The sequence below is a fragment of the Emergencia timonensis genome (genome assembly GCF_900086585.1).
Lineage (GTDB): Bacteria > Bacillota > Clostridia > Peptostreptococcales > Anaerovoracaceae > Senimuribacter > Senimuribacter timonensis.
Map to the genome: position 1 here is coordinate 1,599,675 of NZ_FLKM01000009.1, position 25,538 is coordinate 1,625,212.

Below are 25,538 nucleotides of genomic sequence, written 5' to 3' on the forward strand. Positions count from 1 at the left end.
TAATGCTCTTAAAATATAACGTAAGCAATTTCAAGTCAATAGGTCATACTATTGAGTTCTCAATGTTGCCTTTGCAAAATGATGTTGAAGAACGTTTTTTAAAAACTATAAAAACTAAGGCAGGAGATTGGAAAGTTCTTCGTCGAGCTGGATTTTTTGGTCCAAATGCATCAGGAAAATCCACATTTGTTGAATCGATCGACTTTGCAAGAGATTATATTGTAGAGGGACAAAAAAGCGGAAAAAACACTGGGGTCAATCAGTTTAAGGGAAAATTTTTAGATATTGGAAATATTTCTACATTTCAGTTCATGTTCTATTTGAATGAGGAAGTTTATGAGTATGGATTCACTTTAGACCGCAAACAAATTTACGAAGAGTGGCTAATGATTTTAACGGAAAAAGACTTTGTACCATTGTTTACCAGAGTTACCGATACAAATGGTAAAACAACAATAGATATCGAGTCTAAGTTTGCAAGAAAAGATTCTAAGGAACGTAAGTTGGCTGAAGTGCTAAAGGATAGCATACAAGAAAATCAAAAAAACCAGCTTTTTTTATATAAACTTCATGACAATGGAATAAAAAAAGCTGAAACAATCGTAGAGTGGTTTAAAGGCTTGCAAATAATTTTTCCATCAACGACAATTCAAGGGCTACCAATTCGTATGCAAGAAGATTCAGAGTTCCGGAAGTTTATTGCTGATAGCCTACACAGATTAGATACCGGTGTATTTGATATTTCTGTAGTTAGTGATCAAATTGACTTTCGTGAGTTTTCAGAAAAAATTGATCTCCCCCAAGAAATAATTGATAAAGTTGAAGAAATAAAAAATGGTATCGTAAACCTTAACGGAAAATACTTTATTTTTTCTGAAAACAAACAAAAGAGAACTGTTTTGGTACAGATAAAATTCGATCATAAGCTGAATGGCGAAACCATAAAGTTTAATATTGATGAAGAGTCAGATGGAACGCAACGATTATTAGACTTGCTCCCCATTTTATTCGCTATGGATAAAAAAAGTTCTGTAATTTATTTAGTTGATGAAATAGATAGAAGTTTGCACACTAAACTTTCTCAACACTTATTGAATGAGTTTATTTGTAAATCTGAAAACACATTGAATCAAATTATTTTCACTGCACACGATGTTAGTTTGTTGAATCTAAATGATTTCAGAAAAGATGAAATTTGGTTTGTTGAAAAGAATACATTGGGTGAATCTAAACTTAAACCATTATCGGATTTTAATGTGCAAGAAGGTCAAGATACTCTTAAAGCATATTTGAATGGAAGGTTTGGTGCAGTGCCCGTGATAAGGGGGGATTTGTAATGCCCCTTATCACAAGTAGAATTCCATTTACCCCTGAAAATCCTTATAGATCACAGAGACCATCTACAGAAAAGATCATCTTCTTGTCTTGTGAGGGAAGTGTTACAGAAGAAGAATATTTTCAAATTGTTACTGATGTTTTTAGTGAGATTAGAAGTCGAATTAAGTTTATTTCTGTTGCCGAAGACGAAGTTCATACTCGACATAATTGCAGAACCCAAGAACAAGTCGAGTTGTTAAGCAAAACTCGTCCAAAACAATTAGTTCAGAGAATCGAAAGCTTCAAAGCGAAAAATGCAGAAAAGTATGAATTTGAAAAATATCCTGAAGATGAATTTTGGATTGTAACAGATGTAGACAATAACTGGTCAAATACAATTATAAATCAGGGCAAAACTTTATTGGATGAGTGGAATGAAGCAATAGCGCTATGTGAAGAAAAAAATTATAATTATGCTGTAAGTAATCCATTTTTTGAAATATGGCTGTTATTACATCATGATGATTGCTCTGATGAGGATAAAAGGTATGCAGTAACAGATGTACACAACTACGAACCCACATCTCATTTTAGAGATAGGTTACGAACACTTGAATTTCCTTTAAAAGATAAAAAGCACATTAACTCCGATCATTATACAAAAGAAAAAATTATTGACGCCATTACACGAGCAAGGCAGTTACATACTTTACAAGATGATTTGCAACCGCACTATTTAGCAACAACCGTTTATATTCTTATTGAAAAAATTACATCGTTAATCTAATTAAAAAATATATTAGCTATTCTCATCTTTTTGTGGTATCCTTTGTGCTTACAAAGGAGGTGCGACCATGCCAAAAAGATTAGAAGACTTATACCATGAATTCTTCACACCACTGCAACTGCCAGAGCTAAAATCTTCCATAGAGGAAAATCATAAAATACTGATTGACCATCTATCCAAAAAAGATCGAAAAATTGTACTGAGAATCATTGATGCTTTAGAAATGATTTGCAACTATCAAACAAAATCAAGCTTTATCCAAGGTTTCAAATTAGGCTTTGAAATGACAACTGAATTACAAACTTACGATGCCCACAGTGCTGAGATTGACTCTCAAAACTGTGGGCACTCTTTTATGCCAAATGGAGGTGAAAGACGATGAAATATAAAAATAAAATTGCAATAGCAACCACAGCAGTAGCTATTACTGCTATCATGCTAATAGCCTACCGCACCGAGCCAGCAATTTCGCCGGTGTCGCCACAAACTGCCCCCGTGTCGGAGGTTGTGGCGATTGGTAGGACTTATACCCTACCGATGGTAACTGAACCGATTGTAGCCCAAAAAAACGCAGAAATCAGCACCTTAACATAGGAAATAACACAACCTGCCACAAGAGAACAGCAAGAAGTCGCTTAGAAACAGCAAAGGGCAGACAGCGAAAATTCACTGTCTGCCCAATACCGCACCGCTTAGCCGTAGTTTAGGAAAATGTCCCTATGGGACTACGGCTAACAGCGGAGCCTTTTTATGTAATTTATTTGTTCTTAAATTCCGGCGCTCTTTTCTCTAAGAAAGCAGCCATTCCTTCTGTCTTATCTTCTGAACCAAAGGCGGCTGTGAAGGTTTCGATTTCAAATTTACTTGCCGATTTCATATCCATATCAAAGCCGTTGTTGATTGCGCTTTTCGCTGTTGCGATGGCAATTGGAGCTTTAGAAGCGATCGTCTTTGCTACCTTAACAGCCTCGTCCATTAACTCTTCTGGAGCGGCCACTTTTTCAACCAGGCCGATTCTATAAGCTTCGGCTGCTGAAATCATTTCGGCTGTCATGATCATGTATTTTGCCATGCCTTTGCCGACGAGTCTGGCCAGTCTCTGTGTTCCGCCAAATCCAGGGATAATGCCGAGACCTACTTCTGGCTGTGCAAATTTTGCTTTTTCGGAAGCGATTCTGATATCGCAGGCCATAGCCAGTTCGCATCCGCCGCCCAAAGCAAAGCCGTTAACGGCAGCGATAACAGGTTTTTCAACTGCTTCGATCAAATTCATAACCTTGTGGCCCATAATCATCATTTCACGTCCTTCGAGGGCGTTGAGCTGACTCATCTGCGCAATATCAGCACCGGCGACAAAAGCTTTTCCTTCTCCTGTGACGATAACAGCTTTGACTGTCTCGTCAGCTTCAATTTCAGTAAATGCAGCATAGAGATCTGTTAAAACATCCATGTTCAGTGCGTTTAGAGCTTTTGGTCTGTTGATAGTAACGTATCCGATACCTTCGCTTACTTCATATTTGATATTCTCGTACATTTTCAAGTCTCCCTTTCTTTTAGAAAAATATTCTATTGTTAATAATATAACATTTTACATTTGTTTTTTCAACCCTTCTAACGCTTTCTTTACTGGTGGAAGAGAAATTATTATCACGGTGATGATTCCTTCTATACCTAAGTAGGTTAAGTTGTACCATACGGACCAGGTCAACGGGCTGAATCCCTCTGGCGCATAGGCTCCAAAAAAGACGGTGCCGGAGAAGACAGCGCACAGATATCTTCCAAATAAGCCGAGAAGGTATCCTTTTACCAATCCATTTTTATGATCCCGCAAGATACCGCCGATACCCAGGGCGCCAAAGGCGAAAGGGTAGTCCACGAGAAACTGTACAGGATGGATTACATACGAATGGAAGATGAGATCCAGAAGACCCAAACAGATGCCGGCCATGATGCCGCGTCTGGTTCCCAGCAGGTAAGCGCAGATAGCGATGGGCAGCATGGATAAGAGGGTGATGTTTCCTCCCTGAGGCATCCTGAACAAGGTGAGCTGATTGAGTCCCATGGCCAGCGCAACCATTAAGGCAGAGACGGTCAGAGCCTTAGCGTCTGGTTTTTTGCTTTTTTGCCCCTTGCCAGGAATCAGTATCAAAGCGAAGAAGACGACGATCATACCGACGGTAATCATTTGTCCAGTCGTGGACGCAAAGAATCCTTGTAAATTTTCAAACATACAGCAGCCCTTTCTATTGGTCAGCATCCTTTGACAGGACGATCAGAAGTTTTCCACTGGTAAAGGTAATAGAAGCGATTTTCGCGATGATTTCATTGCTTACCCCTAAAGTAGTAGTATTCGTAAGGTGGTAATCCGTCAGAGGGTATTTTACACCTCGCAGAGTGACACCAGCGGCATTGTCACCGTAACTGATGAGACCTAAAAAAGGATATCGGTTTCTTGGTATTTTGATTGTACCTGGTTCTGTCATAAAGACATAGTTCTGACCGTCCACAAAGGCCATGTGATCCAGTTTGCCGCAGTATTTCGCCAACATCCCCATATTTCCCATAGTGTGATCAAAACGTCCGCCGAGGCCGCCCAATACGGTAATGTGTCCTGCTCCTTCAGATACGGCCAGGTCTATGGCGGCCTCACTGTCGGTCATATCCTTTTCCATAGGCAGCTTGATGACATTGAGGTCATCAGGCTGGTCCATAGAGTCGTAATCTCCAATTAAAATGTTGGGTGCAAGGCCTAACTTCTTGGCAATCAAATATCCGCCATCGGCGCAGATGATGGTATCAAAAGTCGTAAAATCTATGTCGATTTGCTCCAGCTTTTCTACATGGGAGGTGATGATTAAGGTTTTTAACATGTGAATTCTCCGATTTCATTTGTATTTGTTCCGTAATTATTATATAATATTTTTGTTAGTATTAAAATAAGGAGTTTAGAGATGAATAATATTATAGTAAGAGAAACATCTTCGGAGATCAGAGCAATCGCTAGAAATGCTTTGAGGGGAAGCTGGCCGATGGTGGTTGTGGGATATTTTGTGTATTATGTGATGACGTCAACCATTCCAGCGCTATTGGCAATGCTGTTGCCCAGTGCGTCAATGTACTACTATAACGAAATTTTGGAACAAAACATCGCCCTTTCTTATGTAGCGAACCTATATACGACTATTTTGATCGGTGCCTTTACCCTGGGATTGTGCAGCTTTATGCTTGCTTTTTTCAGAAAGAAGGACATCAATCCGGGATATATTTTTAACGGATTTGAATACTTCATCAAGGCTTTTGGTCTGATGATTGTGGTCGGTTTTTTTACATTCCTATGGTCGCTGTTGTTCCTCGTACCTGGCATCATTGCAGCTGTTCGTTACAGCCAGGCATTTTACGTCCTGGCAGACCATCCTGAAAAGGGAATTATGGAATGCATGAATGAGACGAAATATCTGATGAATGGAAATAAGAGCAAGTTTTTCTGCCTGTGCCTGTCCTTTATCGGCTGGCTGATTCTCGCCGCCATTCCTGGAACCTTTATACCTTACACATTTTTTAACAGCGGTATAATGGGTATCATTTTAACTGTGATTTTTGACATTCCAAATATGTTCGTCATGGCCTACCTATATACGGCTAGAACCGCATTTTACGATCTGGTCACCGGCAATTTGGTAGCAAAACCACAGTTCTCAGAAGATAACTACAACTTTTAACTAGCATTTTGAAAACGCTCTGTGAGAGATTCGCAGAGCGTTTTTTTCTTTGCTGTAACAACTGACAAGCAAGCGCACATATTATAAATAGAGAAAAAGGAATGGAGGAATGAATTTGTCTATTGAACGTCACTATTTCCCTGGAAATAACACACCTGAGGGATTTTTTTCTTACTATGGATATATTCTCGGTCAAAGAGAAGCTGAAAAAATAATCTGCATTAAAGGCGGCCCTGGTACGGGCAAATCTACTTTTTTAACGAAGGTAGGAGAACGCCTTGCAGAAGCTGGAGAAAACGTCGATTTTTTACATTGTTCTGCCGATGAAAATTCCCTTGATGGGATTGTTGTTACAGATAAAAAAATTGCATTTATTGACGGAACCAGCCCGCATATCATCGATCCGATTACACCAGGAGCGGTTGATTCCATCATTAATTTCGGTGATTTCTGGAATGACAAGAAAATCGCAGATCAAAAAGAAGATATCATCAGTTACAATGAAGAGTGTTCCAGATGGTATAAGATCGCTTATAACTACATGGCGTCGGCAAAGTGTATTTATGACAATCTTTCAAATATCACCGATGAAGGAATCGAAATATCAGAGATTTACAAGTTGGCTGCAGATATTATCGCAAGGGAGTATAAGAAATACGATATTTCCATTAAAGCTGGAAACATCAAACGATTCTTTGCTACGGGCATCACACCAAACGGTACCGTTTCTTATGTGAAGTCCCTGCTGCAGACGATGAAGAAAATTTACTTAATCAATGTGCCAGAAGGATACAGCAATACCAGCTTTATGAATATTCTGCTGGATGGCGCAGTCTACAGAGGTTTTGATGTAGAAGCCTATTACTGCCCGATGGATCCAAAGAGAAAAATCGAGCACTTGCTGATTCCGGAAATCGGCGTGGCCTTCACGACTACCAACAAATGGCATGATCTGGAGCCGTGGGAAATCTACACTGGAGAAGAGGATCGTCGTGAAATCACCATGATCGATATCAACGATTATCTCAGCGCTTATTATGCAGAAAAGAATGCCGGCATCCTTGAGAAGCTATCAAAACTCTACAGTATGATGCTGAATGAAAGTATTTCCGCTCTGTCAAGAGCAAAAGAAAATCACGATCTGGTAGAAAAAATGTACGTTAGAAACATGAATTTTGAAAAAATTGACACTTTAGTTGAAAAGACAGTGGATAATATAGTATAATTGTCCTAACGACAAAATTACGTATGGAGAAAAACATTGGATTTACAATCACTACTTACGATGCTTGGAGGCGTTGGTTTATTCCTTTACGGAATGAAATTGATGGGGCAGTCTTTGGAAAGATTTGCCGGAGCCAAGATGGAAAAGACCTTAGAGAAATTGACTAGCAACCGGGGGAAGGGGGTTCTGTTGGGGGCAGGCGTAACGGCCGTCATTCAGAGTTCATCGGCCACCATCATCATGGTCATCGGCTTTCTCAATGCGGGAATTCTCAAACTGATGCAAGCTGTACCAATCATCATGGGTGCCAACATCGGTACGACGATTACCGCCCAGATCTTGAGACTGGGTGATATCAACAATGATAATCTCATACTTCAAATGCTGAAACCAGCTTCATTTGCGCCTATCTGCGTTGTCATAGGCGCATTTGTAATGCTTATTTCTAAAAAGAACAAGACCAAGGATAAGGCCGGCATTGCAGTAGGGCTGGGAATCTTATTTATCGGAATGAGCATGATGGAGTCCAGTTTCAAACCGCTGGCAAGCTCTCCGGAATTCATGGAATTGTTCTTAGTGCTGACTAACCCGGTGCTCGGCGTACTTGCCGGTATGTGCGTGACTGTTCTGCTGCAGAGCTCTTCTGCTTCTGTCGGCGTGCTGCAGGCTATGTCGGCAACAGGTGCGATTACTTTTTCCATGGCGGCGCCTATCGTCATCGGACAGAATATCGGCAAATGTGTGACTGTTCTGCTCGCCAGCATTGGAACCAACAAGAATTCGAGAAGAGCCGTCTGCATTGACATCACCATGTCTATTGCGGGAGCCATCCTCTTTTTAACTGCAATCTATCTTTATCAAGGGATAATCGGCTTCAGTTTTTGGGACGAGCCCGTAAACAGAGGGCGAATTGCTGACTTCCACACGCTTTTTAACTTGGTGACTTGTATCGTCATGCTGCCTTGTATTAATATACTGATTACCTTTGCTAAGAAAGTAGTCAAAGACAAAAACGTATCAAAGATAGACGAAGAATTGGCGTTGCTGGACCCCATCTTTATACAGAATCCATCTGTGGCGCTGGAGCAATGCAAAAAAGTTATGGTATCCATGACAGATGCAGTGATGGAAAACTATAAGCTTTGTACAGCCTGCTTGTACCAGCACGATCCGCTCAGTGCCGAAAAAATCAGAGAGAACGAAAGCTTTCTGGACAAGACGGAAAGCGTCTTAGGGGAATATCTTGTTAAGATTACGGAGCAGCATTTGGTCGGAGAGGACAACCGACTGGCTACGGAATTTATGCATACGGTAGGTGATTTTGAGCGAATCGGGGATCATTGTATGAACCTTCTTGAAGTCTCGGAATATAATATGGAACAGGAGATTGGATTTTCAAAAGACGCTCTCTTTGAGCTGAATTTCTTGTCAAGGGCTGTAGGTGAAGCGCTTGACACCACAGTTACTGCTTATCAGCAGGAAAAAGAAAGTGTATGTCACAAAATAGGTCCTCTGGAAGATGTAGTTGACGATATGGTGGATACGCTGAAGTCAAAACGAATTATCAGGCTGCAGACTGGAGCTTGTACGACGGAAGGCGGCATCTCATACATAGAAGTTCTGACAAATATGGAAAGAATCTCAGATCACTGTATCAATATTTCCATGCATCTCCATCAGAGGATTATCAGAGAGAGTCTGGACACTCATAAGAGCGAAGTCTTTGACCGAGAAGCTGATGAATACAAAGCGATGAAGGTTTATTACGAAAAACAGTATCTGGACCCAGTAAAGTAAAATTCATCGCATGTTTAAGGATTAGGAGGTAAATGGATATGGCATTTTTCGACAAGCTGAACGACCTTGCAAATACTGCGACAGAGAAAGCCTGCAGTGCGATTGAAAGTGGGAAGACCGCAATCAGTGTGAACCGTGAAGAAAAGAAAATACAGGACTTTACCTGCCAAATTGGTGAAGTGATAGTGAACAGACTGGATAACGGCATGAAGCCGGATCCCGAACTCAGTGAACTGTATCACTGCATACTGGCTGCCAGACGGGAGATAGAGAGGCTGCAGTCAGAACAGTGTGAGCCGCCCTGTCAGGAGTGCTGCCCAGAAGAGCGGCCGATTTTTTGCTGCCATTGCGGGCAGAGCAATCCGCCGGGGACACTTTTTTGCGGCGGATGCGGAGCAAGGCTAGAAGAATAAAAATACGGAACTTTAAAGAGCAAGCTTTTCTTTGTTGAAAGCTTGCTCTTTTTGTTGCCTATACACAGACATCTCCCTCTCAGTGCTGACATAGTTTAGAGGGTCTCTGTTATTTTTTAAACAAAATAATAAAAGTGTCGGCACGCTGACAGGTATAAAACAATATCCCTGTTATAATTTTAACTAAACAAGGCCTTTTGCCTGGAGGTGGTCATCATGAATGAAAAGCCGAAATTGATTTTCTGGAAAAGTCAAGTCTTTGCAATGCTGCCCTTCTGTCTTTATATTTTCCTTGGCGGCGTCTTTTCCATTGGTTTTCACTACTATTCGATGAAGGGATTGATTTTCTCCGCAATGCTTTCCCTAATTACAGGGTTTTTCCTCTGCAAGAACAGAAGTAAGTACTGGGATTCCGTTATTCACGGTCTTGCTCAATATGCAAATGCGCGTTTAATTTTTATTTTCCTGATCATCGGTATTTTTTCAAAAGTGATGAGTACGGGAAACATCGGCGGAGGATTTGTCTGGCTCAGTCTGCGTCTGGGAATCGAAGGCAGCGGTTTCGTCGTCTTCAGCTTTCTCGCATCTGCAATCATATCCATGGGGGCAGGCGCGCCCATTGCAGCGCTGTTTGCGGTCATTCCGATTTTTTATCCGCCTGGAATTTTGCTGGGAGCAGGTCCGGCTATGCTGACAGGCGCCTTGATCAGCGGCATTTTCTTCGGAGATGCACTTTCGCCCAGCTCGCAGGTCATCAATACCACCATCATGATTCAGCACGACAAAGCTACTGGCAGACCGGCAGATCTCCTAAATACCATGAAAAAGAGAACGCCGTATATTCTGGCGGCTGGCGCGGTTTCCATATTGATTTACTATTTCTTTGGCGCTTCTAACGGGAACCCTGGCGATATCAATGAGATTGGAAATTATTCTCAAGCCGCAGGGCTTTTGATGCTGATCCCGATTGTAGTTCTTTTGACGATCTGCTTCAAAACAAGAAATCTGTTTATGGGATTATCCTTTGGCATTGTGACAGGGCTTTTGATTGGGCTCGTCAGTGGGCTGTTCAGCTTTTCTGATATCGTCGATATAGATTATGAAACGGGATCGTTAACTGGCGTGATCTTTGAAGGCATCTACGGCATGTTGGATGTAACAGTATCCACGATCTTGCTTTATGGTCTGATTGCGGTTGCAGTAGACGGCGGCATGCTGGAGAAGTGCTGCGATTTCATTTTGTCACGAGACTTCACCAAAACAAAGAGAGGCGCGGAATCGGTACTGATGGCCTGCACGATGATCATCAATGTTCTGCTGGCAGGCTGCGTATTACCGTCGATACTCATGTTCGGTGATGCAGCAGACCGCATCGGCCAGGCCAGCAATATTACGCCGGAGCGGCGAAGCATCCTCCTGATGGCAGGTGCCACCAACGTCAGTTCAATCATTCCCATTAACAGCGCTTTTGTCATGGGAAGCGTAACCATTATCAATGAAATAGTACAAAATAACAGCTTTTTACCCCATGTTACACCTTTTCAAGTTTTCAGCACAGCGTTTTACTGCCTGATTCTAACCGGAGTTTGTATATTCTGGGTGCTGGCAGGGGATAGAAAAATAAATAAAAGGATTTAGGAGATGAGAGTATGGAGAAAATTTACGATCTGATTATTGTCGGAGGCGGTCCGGCTGGTTTATCCGCTGCAATTTATGCCGGAAGATCAGAACGCCAGACTTTACTTCTGGAGAAGGGGAGTTACGGCGGCAGAATCAATGATACCTATGAGGTTCGCAACTATCCCGGGACAGTGGTAGACAGCGGACAGCATCTGATGGAAAGATTTCACGAACATGCCTTGAGCCATCCGACAGTAGAGTTAAAACGAACCACAGTGACTGGCATAAAAAAAGAAGAGGATCTGTTTACCGTCAGCACCAAGCGGAGAGGTGACTTTCTAGCCCGCAGCGTCGTTTTGGACTTAGGGACCAAGCCGAGAGAGCTGGGAATTGAGGGCGAAAAGGAATTCACCGGCCACGGCGTCGCTTACTGCGCAACCTGTGACGCAGAGTTTTTCAAGGGAAAGGAAATCTATGTGCTGGGATCAGGCGACCAGGCGGTGGAAGAGGCAGATTATCTGACTGGCTTTGCCTCCAAGGTTTCCATCATCGTGCTCCATGAGGAAGGACATCTGGACTGCAACGAAGTAGCGGCAGAACATGCATATAAGAATCCGAAGATTGGATTTATCTGGAATACGACAGTAGCGGCAATTAAAGGGAATGATCATGTAGAATCCCTTGTGTTAAAGCGAGTGGATACTGGCGAAGAGAGAGAGGTTCCTAGTGAAGGGCTGTTCCTGTTTGTCGGCATGGTTCCTCAGACGGATCTGGTTCGTGATCTGGTGACCTGCGATCACAGCGGTTATATACAGGTCAATGAAAAGATGGAAACCAGTCTGCCCGGTCTATATGCTGTAGGTGATTGTACGCAGACTTTCTTGAGGCAGGTAGTTACTTCTGCAGCAAATGGCGCTGTGGCAGCAGTTGCCTCTGAGCGTTATGTGAAGGAATTGAATCAGATACAGGGGATCCTCAGCGAGGATTCAGGCAATATCGTCTTTCTCTTTTATAATCCTTATCGTAATGAGGAGATTGAGAAAGCGGGAGAACTGGAGCAGCAGCTTAGTGGACAATGGAAGGTATATCGTCAGGATATCACGCGCCAAAGCCTGCTGTATCAAAATTTAGGTGTAGAACAGACAGTGTCGGCAGCCTTTTACAGAGATGGAAAATTGATCGAGGTAAAGCCTGCAGACGATTGTTTGTCTATGATATCATGTTAAGGAGGAGAATACTATGGGACAGCCACTTATCTTTCCACACGGAGTAACCGTGTATAACCCAGAAAAATGCTGGAACGGCTATACGATCGTTCCGCTCATCAACGACGGGGTGCTTTTGTTCGACATGAACGGCAATGAAATCCGCCGCTGGAACATGCATGCAATGCCGCCAAAACTGCTTCCAGGCGGATATGTCATGGGGCTTTCCGGCTACCGTCATCCAGATTACGGTATGCAGGACGGTGTCAATCTGATTGAAATCGATTACGATGGCAATATCGTATGGGAATTCGATCACCTGGAAGAAATCGACGACCCTGGACGCGACCACCGGTTTATGGCTCGTCAGCATCACGACTATCAGAGAGAGGGCAACCCAGTCGGGTATTATGTACCGGAAATGGATGCCGAGCCACTGTCAGGGAACACCTTGATTCTCTGTCACCAGACCATACATAATCCGAAGATTTCTGATAAGAAGCTGCTGGATGACGTTATGATCGAAGTGGACTGGGATGGCAATATCCTCTGGAGGTGGTCTGCCAGCGATCACTTTGACGAGATGGGCTTCGACGAAGCGGCGAAGAACGTGCTCTTCCGTGATCCCAACATGCGCTCCTCCGACGGCGGAGTAGGGGATTACCTGCACATCAACTGCATGAGCTACTTGGGACCGAACAAATGGTATGACCAGGGCGATCAGCGCTTTAAACCGGAGAATATCATCTTTGACTGTCGTGAAGCCAATATCCTGGCCATCATCGATAAGGAAAGCGGCGCCATCGTCTGGCGCATCGGACCTGATTTCAACGCGTCACCAGAGCTGAAAAAGCTGGGCTGGATCATCGGTCAGCACCATTTCCATATGATTCCGAAAGGACTGCCGGGAGAAGGGAATCTATTGGTATTCGACAACGGCGGCTGGGGCGGTTATGGTGTTCCAAATCCATCATCAGCCATCGGCAGCAAGAATGCACTGCGAGATTACAGCAGGGTATTGGAGTTCAATCCTGTCACTCTGGAGATCGTGTGGAAATTGACTCCGAAAGAACTGGGGCATGCGATTCCTACAGATGCAAGTAAATTCTACAGTCCTTATGTCAGCAGCGCCCAGCGCCTGCCGAACGGAAATACTTTGATCGACGAAGGTTCCGATGGCCGTCTGATTGAGGTGACGCCGGACCACGAAATCGTCTGGGAGTGGATTTCGCCGTACTACACCCACAACGAGAAGGGTCCGAAGAACAACATGATCTATCGTGCTTATCGCTACCCTTACAGCTATGTGCCGCAGGAACCGAAGCCGGTAGAAGTTGAAATCAAACCGATTGATAATATCACTTACCGTGTTCCAGGGGCTGGAGCTTTTGGTGCGAAAAAAGTGATTGATGTGGAAGGCACTTTGCCGTATTATGAAGATGTGGCACTTTGCGTCGCGACGGACGATGAAGAAGATGTGACAAAACGAGAAAAAGTGTTCTCTGTAGACACTTCCTTCTTTAAGCCAGTAACCATGTCAAATTGGAACGAAGATGTGCTGAAGGTCAAGGAACAGCCTGTCCTCGTATTGTTTGGAGCGGAACGCTGCACCCATTGCAAGGCGCTGCATCCAGTTCTGGAAGAAGCCCTGCGGGAAGAATTTGCAGAACAATACGAAGTGCGTTACGTGGACGTAGATCAAAATGCAGATCTGGTAGATACCTATCATATAGGCGGTATCCCGGTTGTCACTGTATTTAAGGATGGGAAAGAACTATTGAGATTTAACGGAGAAAAGGATTACGACGATCTGTGCGATATCCTGGATAAACCGTTTGCTTAATAAAGATATCAAAGTTGAAAGTGATGCAAAAAAGGGCTGTGAAAATCAGCCCTCTTTGCAGTATCTAAAGCAAGATCAGAAACTGTGACGAACACCACTGAGGGAGGTTTTTATGGGAGATTATTTTTCTATCAGAGGTAATGAGTATCATGTACCTTTTGCAGACCGCTGCCTGGACAATAAGGCTTATCGGTCGTACTTTATTCACAAAACGTATCAGTCGGCTGCATGTATTCAACAGCAGGGGACACCCATCGAACATTTTGGAATTGTAACGAAAGGTATTTTGAAAGCCGTCAATGATACAGTGAACGGTATGGAACTTTGCCATACTTATTTTCAGGTAAAAGACATTTTTCCTGAATTTCTTTACTTTTCGGGCAGACAGCATTATACTTATGACCTCTATGCGGTAAAAAAGTCAGAAGTCGTATGGGTGCCTGTCAATGTGATGGAAGAGATGCTAGCCGCTGATCCGCAGTTAATGTATTCGCTGATTTTATACATATCCCATCGAGGTTTGAAAAATCAACTGTTTCTCAACTGTCTCAATTACCATACCATCAGGGAACGAATCGCTTTTTGGATCACAGGGATGCACAACATCACCATAGGTGAGACCATTACCTTACCGTCCTCTCAGTCCATTTTGGCCAACATGCTTCATGTCAGCCGTTCTTCTCTGAATAAAGAACTGAAGCTGATGGAACGAGACGCTTTTTTTACCATAACTGAAAGGGAAATTCATGACCTTGATATCAATCGTCTCAGTGAGCTGCTCTGAGGACGAGGTTCTATGCAAAAACTGTATGCTCTAACAAGATCTTAGTTCCGAGGAGTATGAGGATGATGCCGCCGGCTAATTCTGCCTTTGATTTAAACTTACAGCCGAAGATGCCGCCGATTTTGATGCCGGCAGCGGAAAAGGCAAAGGTCGTGATGCCGATGAGGGCAGCAGACAAGAAAATATTCACCTTCAAAAAGGCGAAGGTAATTCCAACTGCAAGAGCGTCGATACTGGTTGCTACTGCCATGACCAACATGGTCTTAAAGGCAAAAGAACTGCTTACGGCCTCTTCCTCTGCCGCAAAGGATTCTTTTATCATGTTGAGACCAATCAAAAATAGAAGGATAAAGGCTACCCAATGGTCAAAGGCAGATATGTACTTCATGAATGTGCTGCCGAGGAAGTAACCGATGATTGGCATCAGGGCCTGGAATCCACCGAACCAGATACCTGCAATTGCCATGTGCTTGACTTCAGTTTTTTCTACGGACAGCCCCTTACAGACTGAAACCGCAAATGCATCCATTGATAATCCTGCTGCTAATAATAGTAATTCAATAATTCCCATAGTTTCCTCCAAAAATTGTTCAAAAAAAGACTCATGTATAGAGTGATCCCTATACATGAGTCTCGTTTTTTAAGATAAGCCAGACCTTGCGGTCAGTATGTTGACGTACCACACAGATGTGCAAACTACTCCCTCACAGTTTTTTTATAATAACCTAATTCTACCAGCTTGTCAAGATTTTATTTTTTTAATGACTTCCTGAATGTCATGGGGCAGAGGCGCTTCTACGGTCAGACGTTTGCCGGTTACCGGGTGGTTAAAAGATAGTTTGTAGGCGTGCAGAGCCTGTCTGTCTAGGAGCCATGGAGCTTCTCCTCCGTAAAGATAATCTCCTACGAGAGGATAACCGATGTGGGACATATGGACTCTGATCTGATGTGTTCTGCCAGTTTCCAGCAGCAGCTCCACCATGGTGTAACCCTTGCCCTTTGGAAAAGACTCCAACACTTTGACGTGGGTCACAGAAGGGTATCCACCTTCCAGCATGACGCCGCGAGCCACATTCTCCGGATCTGGGCGGCCGATAGGAAGATCGATTGTAAATGCGTCTTCCTTGACAATGCCGTTTACTATGGCTATGTAACGTTTCTCTATGGTGTTTGCTTTCATCTGTTTTGTCAAGTCATCTTGAGAATGGGAGTTTTTGGCCACGATCAAAAGACCAGTCGTATCCATATCCAGACGATTGACAAAGCGAATTTTAAATGTCTGTCCTGTGTCTTGCATATATTTCATCAAGCCATTGGCAATGGTGTGAAGGGGATGTCCCTTAGTCGGGTGGACGATAACGCCTGGCTGTTTATTTAAGATCAACAGGTCATCGTCCTCAAAGACTGGATAAATAGGTATATCTTCCGCAGGGAAATCACTTTTTTCTTCTGGCAGCTTAATGGAGAGAATGTCGCCGATTTGAGGCGTAATCCAACCGGCAACCTCCTCGCCGTTTAAAAAAACCAGATGTTGGTACTTCAATTTTGTCAGCAGCCTGGATGAAAAGCTGAATTTTGTCCGAAGGAGCCCTTTGACAGGAACTCCTTCGTCTTCTTTAGTCACTGTGTATTCAAATTTTGCCATAATTACCTTTCTAGTTTCAAAAAATTGGGGCAGCTCCATTTGCAGTCAGCCCTGAGCCAATCGAACTTCGTCTGCACTCGTTCTCTTAAAGAGTGATTGCATAAGGTCTGTCCATCGATTTCTTACAGAAATCGGGACCAGAACCATTATACGACTAGCGCCTGACCACTCATTCTTTTCGTGGGGCGCTAAAGCATAAGGTCTGTCCATCGATTTCTTACAGAAATCGGGACCAGAACCATTATAAAAACTTGCTCTTTACCTTGGTCCAGAAATCGTAATTCTCAAAACGCATCAAATTGACTTGAATATCGGAAAAAGAAACCTCGATTTCCTTGATGTCCTCGTATTCTATAGAAAAACCATCGTAGACGACACATATCTTGTGCTTTGAGTCGTCCATATCAGGTACGATTCCTAAAGACAAATCTGACGGCAGCATGATGCTGGAAGTAAAAGACCGGTAAGCCGTAGTATTCATCGGAGCAATGGGCGTCACCTGCAGAATACTTAGCCGCGGATCCACGATGCTTCCGCCTAGTGAATAGTTATATGCCGTACTGCCGGCCGGTGTTGCAATTAAAAGTCCGTCACCGCTGAATCGTTCGATAAAACTGCCGCCGATAGAAATATTCAAATGAATAGAGTAGGTGGAATTTGCTTTGATGAGCACTTCGTTCAGACCTACATGCTCATAAATGGTTCCTCCGGCGTTGACCTTTATTTTAACTGTAGAGAGCTGCTGAATAGAGTATTTACCCTGGGTGTAGTTAAAAATGAAGTCGTCTAACATGGCCGGCATGATTTCCTGAAAGAATCCTAAATGACCTGTGTTGATACCGATGATGGGCATCGTAGGAAAATGGAATTCGTGTATGGTATGCAGGAAGGTGCCGTCGCCGCCGATGCAGACCAAAAGGTCCGCGTCATCACTGTAAGAGGACAGTAAAACAAAGCCGGAATTATCCAGCTTTTGTTTTAACTTCTTTTCTGTTCTCTTTGATGTTTCGCTATCGTTAGCGTAAATAAATATTTTTTTACTCATAACAATCCCATATTACAATAGTTTTTCGAATTCATCAACCAGCTTTTTAAATGTTTCCATTGCCATGACGACAGGTTCTTTGCTGCTCATATCAACTCCTGCTATTTTGAGCAGCTCAACAGGATAGTCGCTGCTGCCGGTCTTTAGGAATTCTTTATAAGCGTCACGGGCTGGTGTTCCTTCTTCTAAGATTTTCTTGGAAATTGCTGTTGCGGCTGAATAACCGGTTGCGTACTGATAGACATAGAAACCTCTATAGAAATGAGGAATTCTCGCCCACTCGTATTTGATATATTCATCTTCTGCCAGAGCAGGACCGAAGTAAGCACTGTTCAGCTTGCCATATTCTTCAGACAGCCACTCTGCGGTTAAGCTGCCGCCTTCTTCCACGTATTTGTGTGTCATGTTTTCAAACTCTGCAAACATGGTCTGTCTGAACAGCGTAGTGCGGAACTCTTCGATATACATGTTCAGAATATACTTGCGCATGTCTGGATCTGTCTCTTTTTTCAAAAGGTGCTGCATTAACAGAGATTCATTGACGGTAGAGGCGACTTCAGCTGTAAAGATGGAGTGATCCCCGTAAGTGAAGGGCTGGGATTCCCTGGTATAGCTGGAGTGCATAGAGTGTCCCATTTCGTGAACCACGGTGAACACATCTTTTAGGGTATCTGTATAGTTGAGCAGGATATATGGAAAACTGTCATAAGAACCGAAGCTGTAAGCGCCGCTGGTCTTTCCTTCGTTTTCATAGACGTCAATCCAGCCTTCTTCTACACCTTGAGAAAGTCGCTGAATATATTCTTCTCCTAAAGGAGCTAAACCTTCTTTCATAATCTCAATCGCTTCTTCGTATGGAACGACACGCTTTGGAACTTCCACAAGAGGAACGTAAACGTCATACATCTTCAGCTCATCTACGCCTAGAACCTTCTTACGAAGTGCAGTATATTTGTGAAGGACAGGCAGATAATCATGAACGACAGAAATCAGATTATCGTAAACTGATTCCGGGATATTTCCACTGGAGAGAGCCGCACTTCTGGCAGATTTGTAATGTCTGATTCTTGCACCGACCACATCAGTCTTTACGTTATAATTATAGGTTGCCGAGATTGTGTTCACAAGAGATTTGTATGCTTCATAAACGTTTGAAAATGCAGATTTTCTGACATTTCTATCATGGGATTCCATAAAAGAAATGTAGTTTCCATGGGTGACTTCTACTTCGTCGCCATCTTCGTCAATAATGGTGCCGAACTTGATATCGGCGTTGTTGAGCATAGTGAAGATGGTATTGGTGGCGTCTGTCACTTCGCTCATCTGTGCTAATAAGTTTTCCTGCTCTGCAGGCAGTACGTGTTCTTTTTCGCGCAGAACGTCTCTGATGACGAATTCATACTGAGAGAGCGCCGGCTCTTCTTTGATATAAGAGAGCAGTGTTTCTTCTGAAGCAGACAGCAGCTCTGGCGTAAAAAAACTCATTGATGCGGCGACCTTGGCGATGATGGTATTCATCTTGTCGTGCATACCTTGCTGCTTTGCGACCCGGTTATCTTCGTCTAGTTTCATCCTGGCAAAGACGTAGGCCTTCTCTAGTTTCTGCCATATTACATCTTTCTCCTGTAAAGCTTCGGCCAGGGTGCTGGCGCTTTCTGTCAGCTTACCCTGATATTTGGCAAAGTACTCGGTCAAGGTCAGAGCCTCTTCAATATCGCTTTCCCAATCAGCATCATTTTTGTACATTTCTTCGATGTTCCACTTATATTTCTGATCAATTTCACTGCGGTTTTTTAATTTCTTGTTTCCCATTTTTACCTCCTGTAGTATAATGGTTTCACGATCCTACGACGTTGTCGCAAAGTAGAAACCATTGAATCATGACTTCCAATCGTATATGCAAAGGAATCGTCATGGTATAATGGTTTCACGATCCTACGACGTTGTCGCAAAGTAGAAACCATTGAATCATGACTTTCAATCGTATATGCATAAGGAAAGACATGGTATAATATTAATCTAATGACTAGTATAACACAAAACTGAAAGGAATAACATAAATGGATAATAGACCGATTGGTTTTTTTGATTCAGGATTGGGTGGTCTCACAAGCATTCCCCATATCATGAAACAATTACCCAATGAAAAAATCATTTTTTTCGGCGATACAGCCAGGACGCCTTATGGCTCAAAATCACCAGATACCATCAGACAGTTTACCATGCAGATTGGAGATTTCTTGGTAAAAAACAATGTCAAGATGATTGTCATCGCCTGTAATACGGTGAGTGCAACCTGTTTGGAAGACCTTCGCAAAGCATATCCGGATATTCCCATTATCGGAGTCATTTCGCCTACGGCCAAGGTTGTGGCTAAGGAATGTGAAGACGAAGATCACATCGGTATCATAGCCACAAAGGTCACCATCAAAACTAATGCATACGAAAAGAAAGTCCATGAGAAACGCCAGGGGCTTCAGCTTTTTTCAAAAGCCTGTCCGGCTTTCGTGCCTCTGATCGAAGAAGGCATCATCAAAAACGACATTATGGATCTGACGATCAAATATTATCTGGATGATTTTATCAAAGCGAACAAAATCAATACTCTCGTTCTGGGCTGCACTCACTATCCTTTGATTGGTGAAAACCTGCGGCGTATTTATCCGGGACTCAAGATAATCAGCTCTTCTAAGGAGGTCGCGACGGCGGTAAAAATAGAACTGGAGAAGAGAGACATGTTTGCAGAAGAAACGCAGCTGAAGAATGTATTCTATGCCAGCGACCTTTCAGAGAACTTTGTCAACATGATTCAAAACATACTCGGTAAAGAAGAAGACGAACTGAACATTAAATTCAAGAATTTAGATATATAGGAGATAAAAATGGACAGAGATGAACTATTTGCCCTGTTGGACATTGAGACAGGAGAAGACTTCCAATACTTTGAAAACTTTGCGGACTTTGTTGAGAACGAAGGCGCGATTGATGAGGATGCGATTTACGAACTTGTACGAGAAATCGATATGAAGACTTTTGCAGAACTCTGTGAAAGCTACTTTTACGAAACCTTAGAAAATATGCCGGGAGATCAGATTGACGCTTATAATTTGGTGGAAAATATTAAAAGGGTTTTGGTCGGATTATCAGAAGCAGTCAGCAAAGGGGAAGAGAACGCTGATATAAAATTAGCCGACGAGCTGAATAAATTCAGACTGTGGTTTTCAGCAGACAGTGAAGTGGAGTGCCGGAATGTGGCAACTAACGAGGTGGATTATATGCCCGTAAGAGATGCACTGGCACTTTCTCGTCTGGAAAAACTGGAAGGTGATGAATACCGTTACGATTTTACAGATGCTCTCGAATATGAGCTGGAAGAATATATTATGACTTATGGTGATTTAGCTGATGCGACAAATGATTAACATTTTTTGTACCTCCTGCATATGATAAATATACAAAGATATGGAGGTACTATATGGGCGAATTCAGAAGCGATTGCTGCGATCCTAAGCCGGATTGCTGCTGCAGACCTCAGAATGATTGCTGCAATGACGGCAACAGCATATGGGGAATACTTATTTTATTAGCTGTCCTTTATTTTCTGTTTTGCGGGAATAACGACAGAGGCGGCGGCCTCTTCGGAGGACTGTTTTAATCAAAGAGAAGCAAGCGTAACGCTTGCTTTTCTTTTTGTACAATGATAGAATTGAAATAGTAAATTTCGGTAATTCATAGAATATGGAGGAGGTGTCTCATGGAGCGTTTGCAAATGGATGACAGGAACACGTACAAAATCGGACTGATCAGCGTGTTATGCTGTAATACTTTTTGGGGATTTCTTCCTATCTACTGGCAGGCCTTAAAACCCATTGACTCAGCAGTCATTATCTTTTACAGAATCGCACTGATGTTTCTCGTATGTTTCGCCGCCTGTGCATTTCGTACAAATATAAAGGAACTGTTTAAACCCATGTTTGAGTCAAGGAAAAAGCTGTTCGTTTATGTGGCTGCAGGCATTGTCATTACCTTGAACTGGAGTCTGTACATCTGGGCAGTCAATGCGGGCTATGTGATACAGACTTGTATGGGATACTTCCTGGAACCTCTGGTAGTCTGCTGCTTTGGGGTTGTTTTTTATAAGGAAAAGGCAAACAAATGGAAAAAAATCTCCATGATCTTTGCTTTTTGCGGTCTCATGGTCATGATTATCGGTTATCGTGAGATACCATTCATCGCTTTAGGGTTGGGGCTTTCTTTCGCTATTTATTCGGCTATCAAAAAAAGCGTCTTCCTGAATCCTATTCAGTCGCTCTTATATGAGACGCTGTTTCTTACGCCTATTGCCTTGATTGTCATTGTATATCTCGAAAACAGCGGCAATGGCGCCTTGGAGACTGCTGGAGGATTTAAATTCTTTCTCCTCATGTTTGCAGGACTGGCTACGGCGATTCCCATGGGGCTCTTTTCCTTTGCAGCCAACAAATTACCCTTGATTACACTGGGGTTATGTGAATATATCGCGCCGTCGATTACGCTGATATTGGGTATCTTCCTCTTTAAAGAACCCTTCGATCTCATTCAATTCAGCGCTTTCGTAGTCATTTGGATTGGGCTCATTTTCTTCACGTATGGTGAATTTGCAGATATGAAAAAAACGTAAAGCAGGAGGAAAACATTGAAAGAAAAAAAGTTGAATTATTTTCATGTAGCTGTCATGTATGTCGGCACCATTATGGGTGCCGGTTTTGCTTCTGGCAGAGAAGGCTGGCAGTTCTTTGGAATTTTTGGTCAAAAAGCTTACATCGGTATTGCCCTGGCAGGATTACTGTTTATGGTATTAGGTATGATGGTAAGCTATATCGCAAGAAGCCTGAAAACCGACGATATGGGTAAGGTGATTGTCTTCACCGACAATCCTAAAATTACCAATGCCGTTGGTTATTTCATGGCAGCTATTCTCTATACCATCATCATTTCCATGTCTGCCGCCGGCGGCTCTCTTTTAAACCAGCAGTTTGGCATCAGCAAGGCAGTCGGCGGCGCGATGATTGCCGTTCTTGTCATTCTCACAGTTTTGGGTAATTTTGACAGAGTATCAAAGGTTTTTAAGCTGATCATTCCGGTGCTGTTCATCATCGATATCGGCTGCTGCTTTTTGGTCATGGCATCTGATATCGAGCAGAGTGGGGCGACTTCTGGCTTTCCGCCCAGCGCAATGGCGCCTAACTGGTTTATCGCGGCGATTTTATTTATTTCCTATAATATGTTGGGCATGATTCCTATCATTGCAACTTCTTCCATACAGTCAAAAGACAAGAAGAACGCCATTTTGGGTTCTGGATTGGGCGGTGTTTTGCTGGCTTTTCTGACTTTAGTTTTGGTTTTTGCGCTGCAAAAGGACATGGCCTACACCCAGAGCATGGATCTGCCGATGTTAGCTTATACCTCGAGAATTTCCAAAGTGGTCAATCTCCTCTTTGGCTTGGTGCTCTTTGCTGCTATTTATTCGGCGGCTACCAGTACGTATTTTGGTTTTTCCACCAAAATCAAAGAGTCGCCAAAGAAAAAGTACATCATCATAATCGGCGCCTGTATCGGATTTATCTGCGGGTTGACCGGGTTTAAGACCATTGTCGCCTATCTGTATCCCGTCGAAGGGTACATCGGTTTTGCGATTATTTTGATGATTGCTGCCAATTTTTTCAGAGTCTATAAAAACAACGCTATGGAGAAAGAAATGAAACATGATAGTGAAGCCTTCCAAAACTTTGATAGCTATGACCGTTTTGCATATCCTGATGATATCGTGAGGGTGACTGCTGGGTTTGGCGGAGAGGCGCTGCTCGTCTTCGGCAGTGAAAAAACAGCGCTCTACGACTGCGGTATGGCATATTGTCATGACCAGCTTCTCAAAAATATCTCTGCTGCATTGCAGGCAAGAGGCAGAGAGAGATTGGATTATGTGCTGCTGTCTCACACGCACTACGATCATATCGGTGCGCTGCCATATATCACAAAGAGATGGCCTGAGGTTGTTGTCTGTGCTGCAGCCAAGGCAAAGTCTGTCTTTAAAAGTGAAGGGGCAAAAGGGACAATGAAACGCTTAGGAGAAGCGGCGAGAGATGAATTCTCTGCGTCTAAGGCTCCTGTCAGTGTAGATGGTCTGCGTGTTGACCGGGTGGTAAAAGATGGCGACCAAATTTCCATCGGCTTTGAATATTTTGCAGTTTTGGAGACGCCGGGCCATACTGCCTGTTCCATGACGTATGTGCTGGAGCCCGCAGGTATCATGTTTACATCGGAGTCAACGGGCGTACTGAAGAATCCGCAGTGCGTGGAGACCTCTGCTTTGAAAAGCTATCAGGATACCATCGTTTCTGCGGAGAAGTGTAAGACCTATCATGCGAAACAGATCATATGTCCTCACTTTGGTATTTTCCCAGAAGGCTTTGTCGATGCATACTTCGATATGTACGTAAAGTTTGCAAAAGAAGAGAAGGACTTCATTCTTTCACTTGCTTATGAAGGATACACTTATGAGGAGATATTGAAAGAGTATGAGAAAAAATATTGGACTGTTCAGCGAGGCAAGTCACAGCCCAAACCGGCTTTTTTAGAGAATGCAAAGCATATCATCGGACATATAGTCGACACATTTGGTCCAGATAATGGAAAGACTACCAGTGCCGAGTAGTTTATGATATGATAATTACAAATATGAATGGAGGTATGGAAGTAAAATGTTAGATTTATTGATAAAGAACGGACAATATCCTGACTTTAGTGAAGGACGAATGAAACAGGGCAATATAGGAATCACTGATGGAAAGATTACATATATAGGGCCAGAAGAACCAGACACAAAAGAAGGCCTTGATGCCCGTGGCAAAGTGGTTTCCCCTGGATTTATCGACATCCATATGCACGAGGAACACTTTGCGGAGGAAGGCGAGCATTACGTCATCGCCCAAATGATGCTGGAAATGGGTGTAACCACGGCCGTAGGCGGAAATTGCGGTATGCAGAATCAAAATCTCTCCTACTTTAAAGAGGTACTGGACAGGCTTGGCGGCAGTCCAGTTAACTATATCATGCTGGCTGGTTATAACACTTTTCGTTATGAGCTAGGCATCGGTCGTTATGAGACTGCCAGTCAGGAACAGCGAGAGACGATCAGGAACCTGCTGCAGAGGGAACTGAATGAAGGCGCTTATGGCATTTCTTTCGGTATTGAATACGATCCGGGAATTACCACAGAAGAAATTCTCTATGCCATCGGCGTAACGGAAGATCCAAATCTGCTGGTTTCTGCTCATTATAGGGAGGATTGTCTGCAGCATATCAATCCAGTCCAGGAGATGATCGAGATTGCTGAAAAAATTCCGATGAAGTTTCAAATTTCCCATCTCTCCAGTTGTTCTGCCATGGGGCTGATGCAGGAGTCTCTTGACGCCATCAATGAAGCCATGAAGAGGAATCCTAAATTAAATTACGACACTTACCCTTACAACGCGTTTTCCACTCATATGGGGTCGGCAGTCTTTGAAGATGGATGTATTGAAGGCTGGCACAAGGACTACAGCGATATCCTTTTGACAGATGCTCCATACAAAGATATTCGCTGCACAAAGGAAATCTTTGAGAAAGTGCGAGAAGAATATCCGGACATGTTGGCAGTCGCCTTTGTTATGAATGAGGAAGAGATTGCCGCCGCCATCGCCAATCCAAACGGTATGGTCGCCAGCGATGCGATTATCAATAACGGCAACGGACATCCGAGAGCGGCAGGAACATTTCCAAGAGTCCTCGGAAAATACGTGAGAGAGGATAAGGCGCTTCCATTGATTGACGCCATCAGAAAGATGACTTTAGAACCTGCGAAACGAATGGATCTTGACCAGAAAGGCAGAATAGAGTTGGGGTGTGATGCAGATTTGACCATTTTTAACCCAGATACGATCATAGATGGCGCAACTTTCTCTAATCTGCATATTCAGCCAGAAGGGATTGAAGCCGTATTTATAGATGGAAAATTGGCTTTGAAGAATAAAGTCACTATAAATAACAGACTGGGCAAATATATAGCCTATAGATAACTCGTAAGAACTAGAATATTAGATTGAGATGAAACGCAAAGT

The 25,538-nt window shown here is 43.1% G+C and carries 25 protein-coding genes; 18 read left to right on the top strand and 7 right to left on the bottom strand.

The window, feature by feature from the left end:
• Positions 1–2 precede the first annotated feature (2 nt).
• From BN6539_RS18455 to BN6539_RS18470, 4 genes are all read left to right on the top strand, one after another.
• Positions 3–1,337: an AAA family ATPase gene (locus BN6539_RS18455; RefSeq protein ID WP_067541716.1), complete on the top strand. Its 1,335-nt coding sequence runs from the start codon at positions 3–5 to the stop codon at positions 1,335–1,337.
• On the top strand, positions 1,337–2,104 hold the full coding sequence (locus tag BN6539_RS18460; RefSeq protein WP_067541718.1) for an RloB family protein: 768 nt from the start codon (positions 1,337–1,339) through the stop codon (positions 2,102–2,104). The genes BN6539_RS18455 and BN6539_RS18460 overlap by 1 nt, the downstream gene beginning before the upstream one ends.
• A 67-nt stretch (positions 2,105–2,171) precedes the next feature.
• Entirely contained in the window at positions 2,172–2,486 is a 315-nt protein-coding gene (locus BN6539_RS18465; protein WP_067541720.1) for a DUF6809 family protein, read from the top strand.
• Positions 2,483–2,698, top strand: coding sequence for a hypothetical protein (locus BN6539_RS18470; RefSeq protein WP_067541722.1), 216 nt, complete (start codon positions 2,483–2,485; stop codon positions 2,696–2,698). The genes BN6539_RS18465 and BN6539_RS18470 overlap by 4 nt, the downstream gene beginning before the upstream one ends.
• 163 nt (positions 2,699–2,861) lie before the next feature.
• Here BN6539_RS18470 and BN6539_RS18475 read toward each other — a convergent pair whose 3' ends face one another.
• Genes BN6539_RS18475 through BN6539_RS18485 form a run of 3 tightly spaced genes read right to left on the bottom strand, consistent with a single transcriptional unit; the run spans position 2,862 to position 4,974 of the window.
• Positions 2,862–3,638: an enoyl-CoA hydratase-related protein gene (locus tag BN6539_RS18475; RefSeq protein ID WP_067541724.1), complete on the bottom strand. Its 777-nt coding sequence runs from the start codon at positions 3,636–3,638 to the stop codon at positions 2,862–2,864.
• Positions 3,639–3,692: 54 nt separating this feature from the next.
• Positions 3,693–4,361: an energy-coupled thiamine transporter ThiT gene (gene thiT, locus BN6539_RS18480; protein WP_242869435.1), complete on the bottom strand. Its 669-nt coding sequence runs from the start codon at positions 4,359–4,361 to the stop codon at positions 3,693–3,695.
• On the bottom strand, positions 4,348–4,974 hold the full coding sequence (locus BN6539_RS18485) for a thiamine diphosphokinase (protein ID WP_067541728.1): 627 nt from the start codon (positions 4,972–4,974) through the stop codon (positions 4,348–4,350). The genes thiT and BN6539_RS18485 overlap by 14 nt, the downstream gene beginning before the upstream one ends.
• 81 nt (positions 4,975–5,055) lie before the next feature.
• On the opposite strand from BN6539_RS18485, the gene BN6539_RS18490 reads away from it, so the two are divergent.
• The 8 genes from BN6539_RS18490 (at position 5,056) to BN6539_RS18525 (ending at position 14,710) form a co-directional block, all read left to right on the top strand.
• Positions 5,056–5,823, top strand: a complete 768-nt coding sequence (locus BN6539_RS18490) for a DUF975 family protein (protein WP_067541730.1) — start codon at positions 5,056–5,058, stop codon at positions 5,821–5,823.
• Positions 5,824–5,938: 115 nt separating this feature from the next.
• Positions 5,939–7,048, top strand: coding sequence for a hypothetical protein (locus BN6539_RS18495; protein WP_082907609.1), 1,110 nt, complete (start codon positions 5,939–5,941; stop codon positions 7,046–7,048).
• Between the two features lie 36 nt (positions 7,049–7,084).
• A complete protein-coding gene (locus BN6539_RS18500) occupies positions 7,085–8,845 on the top strand; it encodes a Na/Pi cotransporter family protein (RefSeq protein ID WP_067541734.1) in 1,761 nt (586 codons plus the stop codon).
• 38 nt (positions 8,846–8,883) lie between these two features.
• Complete coding sequence (locus BN6539_RS18505; protein WP_067541735.1) at positions 8,884–9,258, top strand: hypothetical protein; 375 nt, start codon at positions 8,884–8,886, stop codon at positions 9,256–9,258.
• A gap of 216 nt (positions 9,259–9,474) precedes the next feature.
• Complete coding sequence (locus tag BN6539_RS18510; RefSeq protein WP_067541737.1) at positions 9,475–10,896, top strand: hypothetical protein; 1,422 nt, start codon at positions 9,475–9,477, stop codon at positions 10,894–10,896.
• Positions 10,897–10,907: 11 nt separating this feature from the next.
• On the top strand, positions 10,908–12,104 hold the full coding sequence (locus tag BN6539_RS18515; protein ID WP_067541739.1) for an NAD(P)/FAD-dependent oxidoreductase: 1,197 nt from the start codon (positions 10,908–10,910) through the stop codon (positions 12,102–12,104).
• Between the two features lie 13 nt (positions 12,105–12,117).
• Positions 12,118–13,926: an aryl-sulfate sulfotransferase gene (locus BN6539_RS18520; protein WP_067541741.1), complete on the top strand. Its 1,809-nt coding sequence runs from the start codon at positions 12,118–12,120 to the stop codon at positions 13,924–13,926.
• A 112-nt stretch (positions 13,927–14,038) separates the two neighbouring features.
• Positions 14,039–14,710, top strand: coding sequence for a Crp/Fnr family transcriptional regulator (locus tag BN6539_RS18525; protein ID WP_067541743.1), 672 nt, complete (start codon positions 14,039–14,041; stop codon positions 14,708–14,710).
• Between the two features lie 10 nt (positions 14,711–14,720).
• Here BN6539_RS18525 and BN6539_RS18530 read toward each other — a convergent pair whose 3' ends face one another.
• From BN6539_RS18530 to pepF, 4 genes are all read right to left on the bottom strand, one after another.
• Positions 14,721–15,281 carry a manganese efflux pump MntP gene (locus BN6539_RS18530; RefSeq protein ID WP_067541745.1) on the bottom strand — a complete coding sequence of 187 codons (561 nt, stop codon included), beginning with the start codon at positions 15,279–15,281 and terminating at the stop codon, positions 14,721–14,723.
• A gap of 171 nt (positions 15,282–15,452) precedes the next feature.
• Positions 15,453–16,355 (bottom strand): RluA family pseudouridine synthase, encoded by a 903-nt coding sequence (locus BN6539_RS18535; protein ID WP_067541747.1) that lies wholly within the window; start codon positions 16,353–16,355, stop codon positions 15,453–15,455.
• Between the two features lie 241 nt (positions 16,356–16,596).
• A complete protein-coding gene (locus tag BN6539_RS18540) occupies positions 16,597–17,400 on the bottom strand; it encodes an NAD(+)/NADH kinase (protein ID WP_067541749.1) in 804 nt (267 codons plus the stop codon).
• A 12-nt stretch (positions 17,401–17,412) separates the two neighbouring features.
• Entirely contained in the window at positions 17,413–19,212 is a 1,800-nt protein-coding gene (gene pepF / locus BN6539_RS18545) for an oligoendopeptidase F (protein ID WP_067541751.1), read from the bottom strand.
• Between the two features lie 248 nt (positions 19,213–19,460).
• On the opposite strand from pepF, the gene murI reads away from it, so the two are divergent.
• From murI to BN6539_RS18575, 6 genes are all read left to right on the top strand, one after another.
• Entirely contained in the window at positions 19,461–20,273 is an 813-nt protein-coding gene (murI, locus tag BN6539_RS18550) for a glutamate racemase (RefSeq protein ID WP_067541753.1), read from the top strand.
• 9 nt (positions 20,274–20,282) lie between these two features.
• On the top strand, positions 20,283–20,822 hold the full coding sequence (locus BN6539_RS18555) for a hypothetical protein (RefSeq protein WP_067541755.1): 540 nt from the start codon (positions 20,283–20,285) through the stop codon (positions 20,820–20,822).
• 53 nt (positions 20,823–20,875) lie between these two features.
• Positions 20,876–21,055: a hypothetical protein gene (locus BN6539_RS18560; protein ID WP_067541757.1), complete on the top strand. Its 180-nt coding sequence runs from the start codon at positions 20,876–20,878 to the stop codon at positions 21,053–21,055.
• A gap of 99 nt (positions 21,056–21,154) precedes the next feature.
• Entirely contained in the window at positions 21,155–22,060 is a 906-nt protein-coding gene (gene rarD, locus BN6539_RS18565; RefSeq protein WP_067541759.1) for an EamA family transporter RarD, read from the top strand.
• Positions 22,061–22,075: 15 nt separating this feature from the next.
• Positions 22,076–24,094, top strand: coding sequence for an MBL fold metallo-hydrolase (locus BN6539_RS18570; RefSeq protein WP_067541761.1), 2,019 nt, complete (start codon positions 22,076–22,078; stop codon positions 24,092–24,094).
• Positions 24,095–24,140: 46 nt separating this feature from the next.
• Positions 24,141–25,496 carry an amidohydrolase family protein gene (locus BN6539_RS18575; protein ID WP_067541763.1) on the top strand — a complete coding sequence of 452 codons (1,356 nt, stop codon included), beginning with the start codon at positions 24,141–24,143 and terminating at the stop codon, positions 25,494–25,496.
• Positions 25,497–25,538 lie beyond the last annotated feature (42 nt).

Bases quoted from the DNA above. Each gene is read 5' to 3' on its own strand.
- murI (WP_067541753.1), top strand. From the start codon at position 19,461: ATGGATAATAGACCGATTGGTTTTTTTGATTCAGGATTGGGTGGTCTC.
- BN6539_RS18475 (WP_067541724.1), bottom strand. From the start codon at position 3,638: ATGTACGAGAATATCAAATATGAAGTAAGCGAAGGTATCGGATACGTT.
- BN6539_RS18575 (WP_067541763.1), top strand. From the start codon at position 24,141: ATGTTAGATTTATTGATAAAGAACGGACAATATCCTGACTTTAGTGAA.
- BN6539_RS18455 (WP_067541716.1), top strand. From the start codon at position 3: ATGCTCTTAAAATATAACGTAAGCAATTTCAAGTCAATAGGTCATACT.
- rarD (WP_067541759.1), top strand. From the start codon at position 21,155: ATGGAGCGTTTGCAAATGGATGACAGGAACACGTACAAAATCGGACTG.
- BN6539_RS18560 (WP_067541757.1), top strand. From the start codon at position 20,876: ATGGGCGAATTCAGAAGCGATTGCTGCGATCCTAAGCCGGATTGCTGC.
- BN6539_RS18460 (WP_067541718.1), top strand. From the start codon at position 1,337: ATGCCCCTTATCACAAGTAGAATTCCATTTACCCCTGAAAATCCTTAT.
- BN6539_RS18530 (WP_067541745.1), bottom strand. From the start codon at position 15,281: ATGGGAATTATTGAATTACTATTATTAGCAGCAGGATTATCAATGGAT.
- BN6539_RS18510 (WP_067541737.1), top strand. From the start codon at position 9,475: ATGAATGAAAAGCCGAAATTGATTTTCTGGAAAAGTCAAGTCTTTGCA.
- BN6539_RS18515 (WP_067541739.1), top strand. From the start codon at position 10,908: ATGGAGAAAATTTACGATCTGATTATTGTCGGAGGCGGTCCGGCTGGT.
- BN6539_RS18490 (WP_067541730.1), top strand. From the start codon at position 5,056: ATGAATAATATTATAGTAAGAGAAACATCTTCGGAGATCAGAGCAATC.
- thiT (WP_242869435.1), bottom strand. From the start codon at position 4,361: ATGCTGACCAATAGAAAGGGCTGCTGTATGTTTGAAAATTTACAAGGA.
- BN6539_RS18540 (WP_067541749.1), bottom strand. From the start codon at position 17,400: ATGAGTAAAAAAATATTTATTTACGCTAACGATAGCGAAACATCAAAG.
- BN6539_RS18525 (WP_067541743.1), top strand. From the start codon at position 14,039: ATGGGAGATTATTTTTCTATCAGAGGTAATGAGTATCATGTACCTTTT.
- BN6539_RS18505 (WP_067541735.1), top strand. From the start codon at position 8,884: ATGGCATTTTTCGACAAGCTGAACGACCTTGCAAATACTGCGACAGAG.
- BN6539_RS18485 (WP_067541728.1), bottom strand. From the start codon at position 4,974: ATGTTAAAAACCTTAATCATCACCTCCCATGTAGAAAAGCTGGAGCAA.
- BN6539_RS18555 (WP_067541755.1), top strand. From the start codon at position 20,283: ATGGACAGAGATGAACTATTTGCCCTGTTGGACATTGAGACAGGAGAA.
- BN6539_RS18520 (WP_067541741.1), top strand. From the start codon at position 12,118: ATGGGACAGCCACTTATCTTTCCACACGGAGTAACCGTGTATAACCCA.
- BN6539_RS18465 (WP_067541720.1), top strand. From the start codon at position 2,172: ATGCCAAAAAGATTAGAAGACTTATACCATGAATTCTTCACACCACTG.
- pepF (WP_067541751.1), bottom strand. From the start codon at position 19,212: ATGGGAAACAAGAAATTAAAAAACCGCAGTGAAATTGATCAGAAATAT.
- BN6539_RS18470 (WP_067541722.1), top strand. From the start codon at position 2,483: ATGAAATATAAAAATAAAATTGCAATAGCAACCACAGCAGTAGCTATT.
- BN6539_RS18535 (WP_067541747.1), bottom strand. From the start codon at position 16,355: ATGGCAAAATTTGAATACACAGTGACTAAAGAAGACGAAGGAGTTCCT.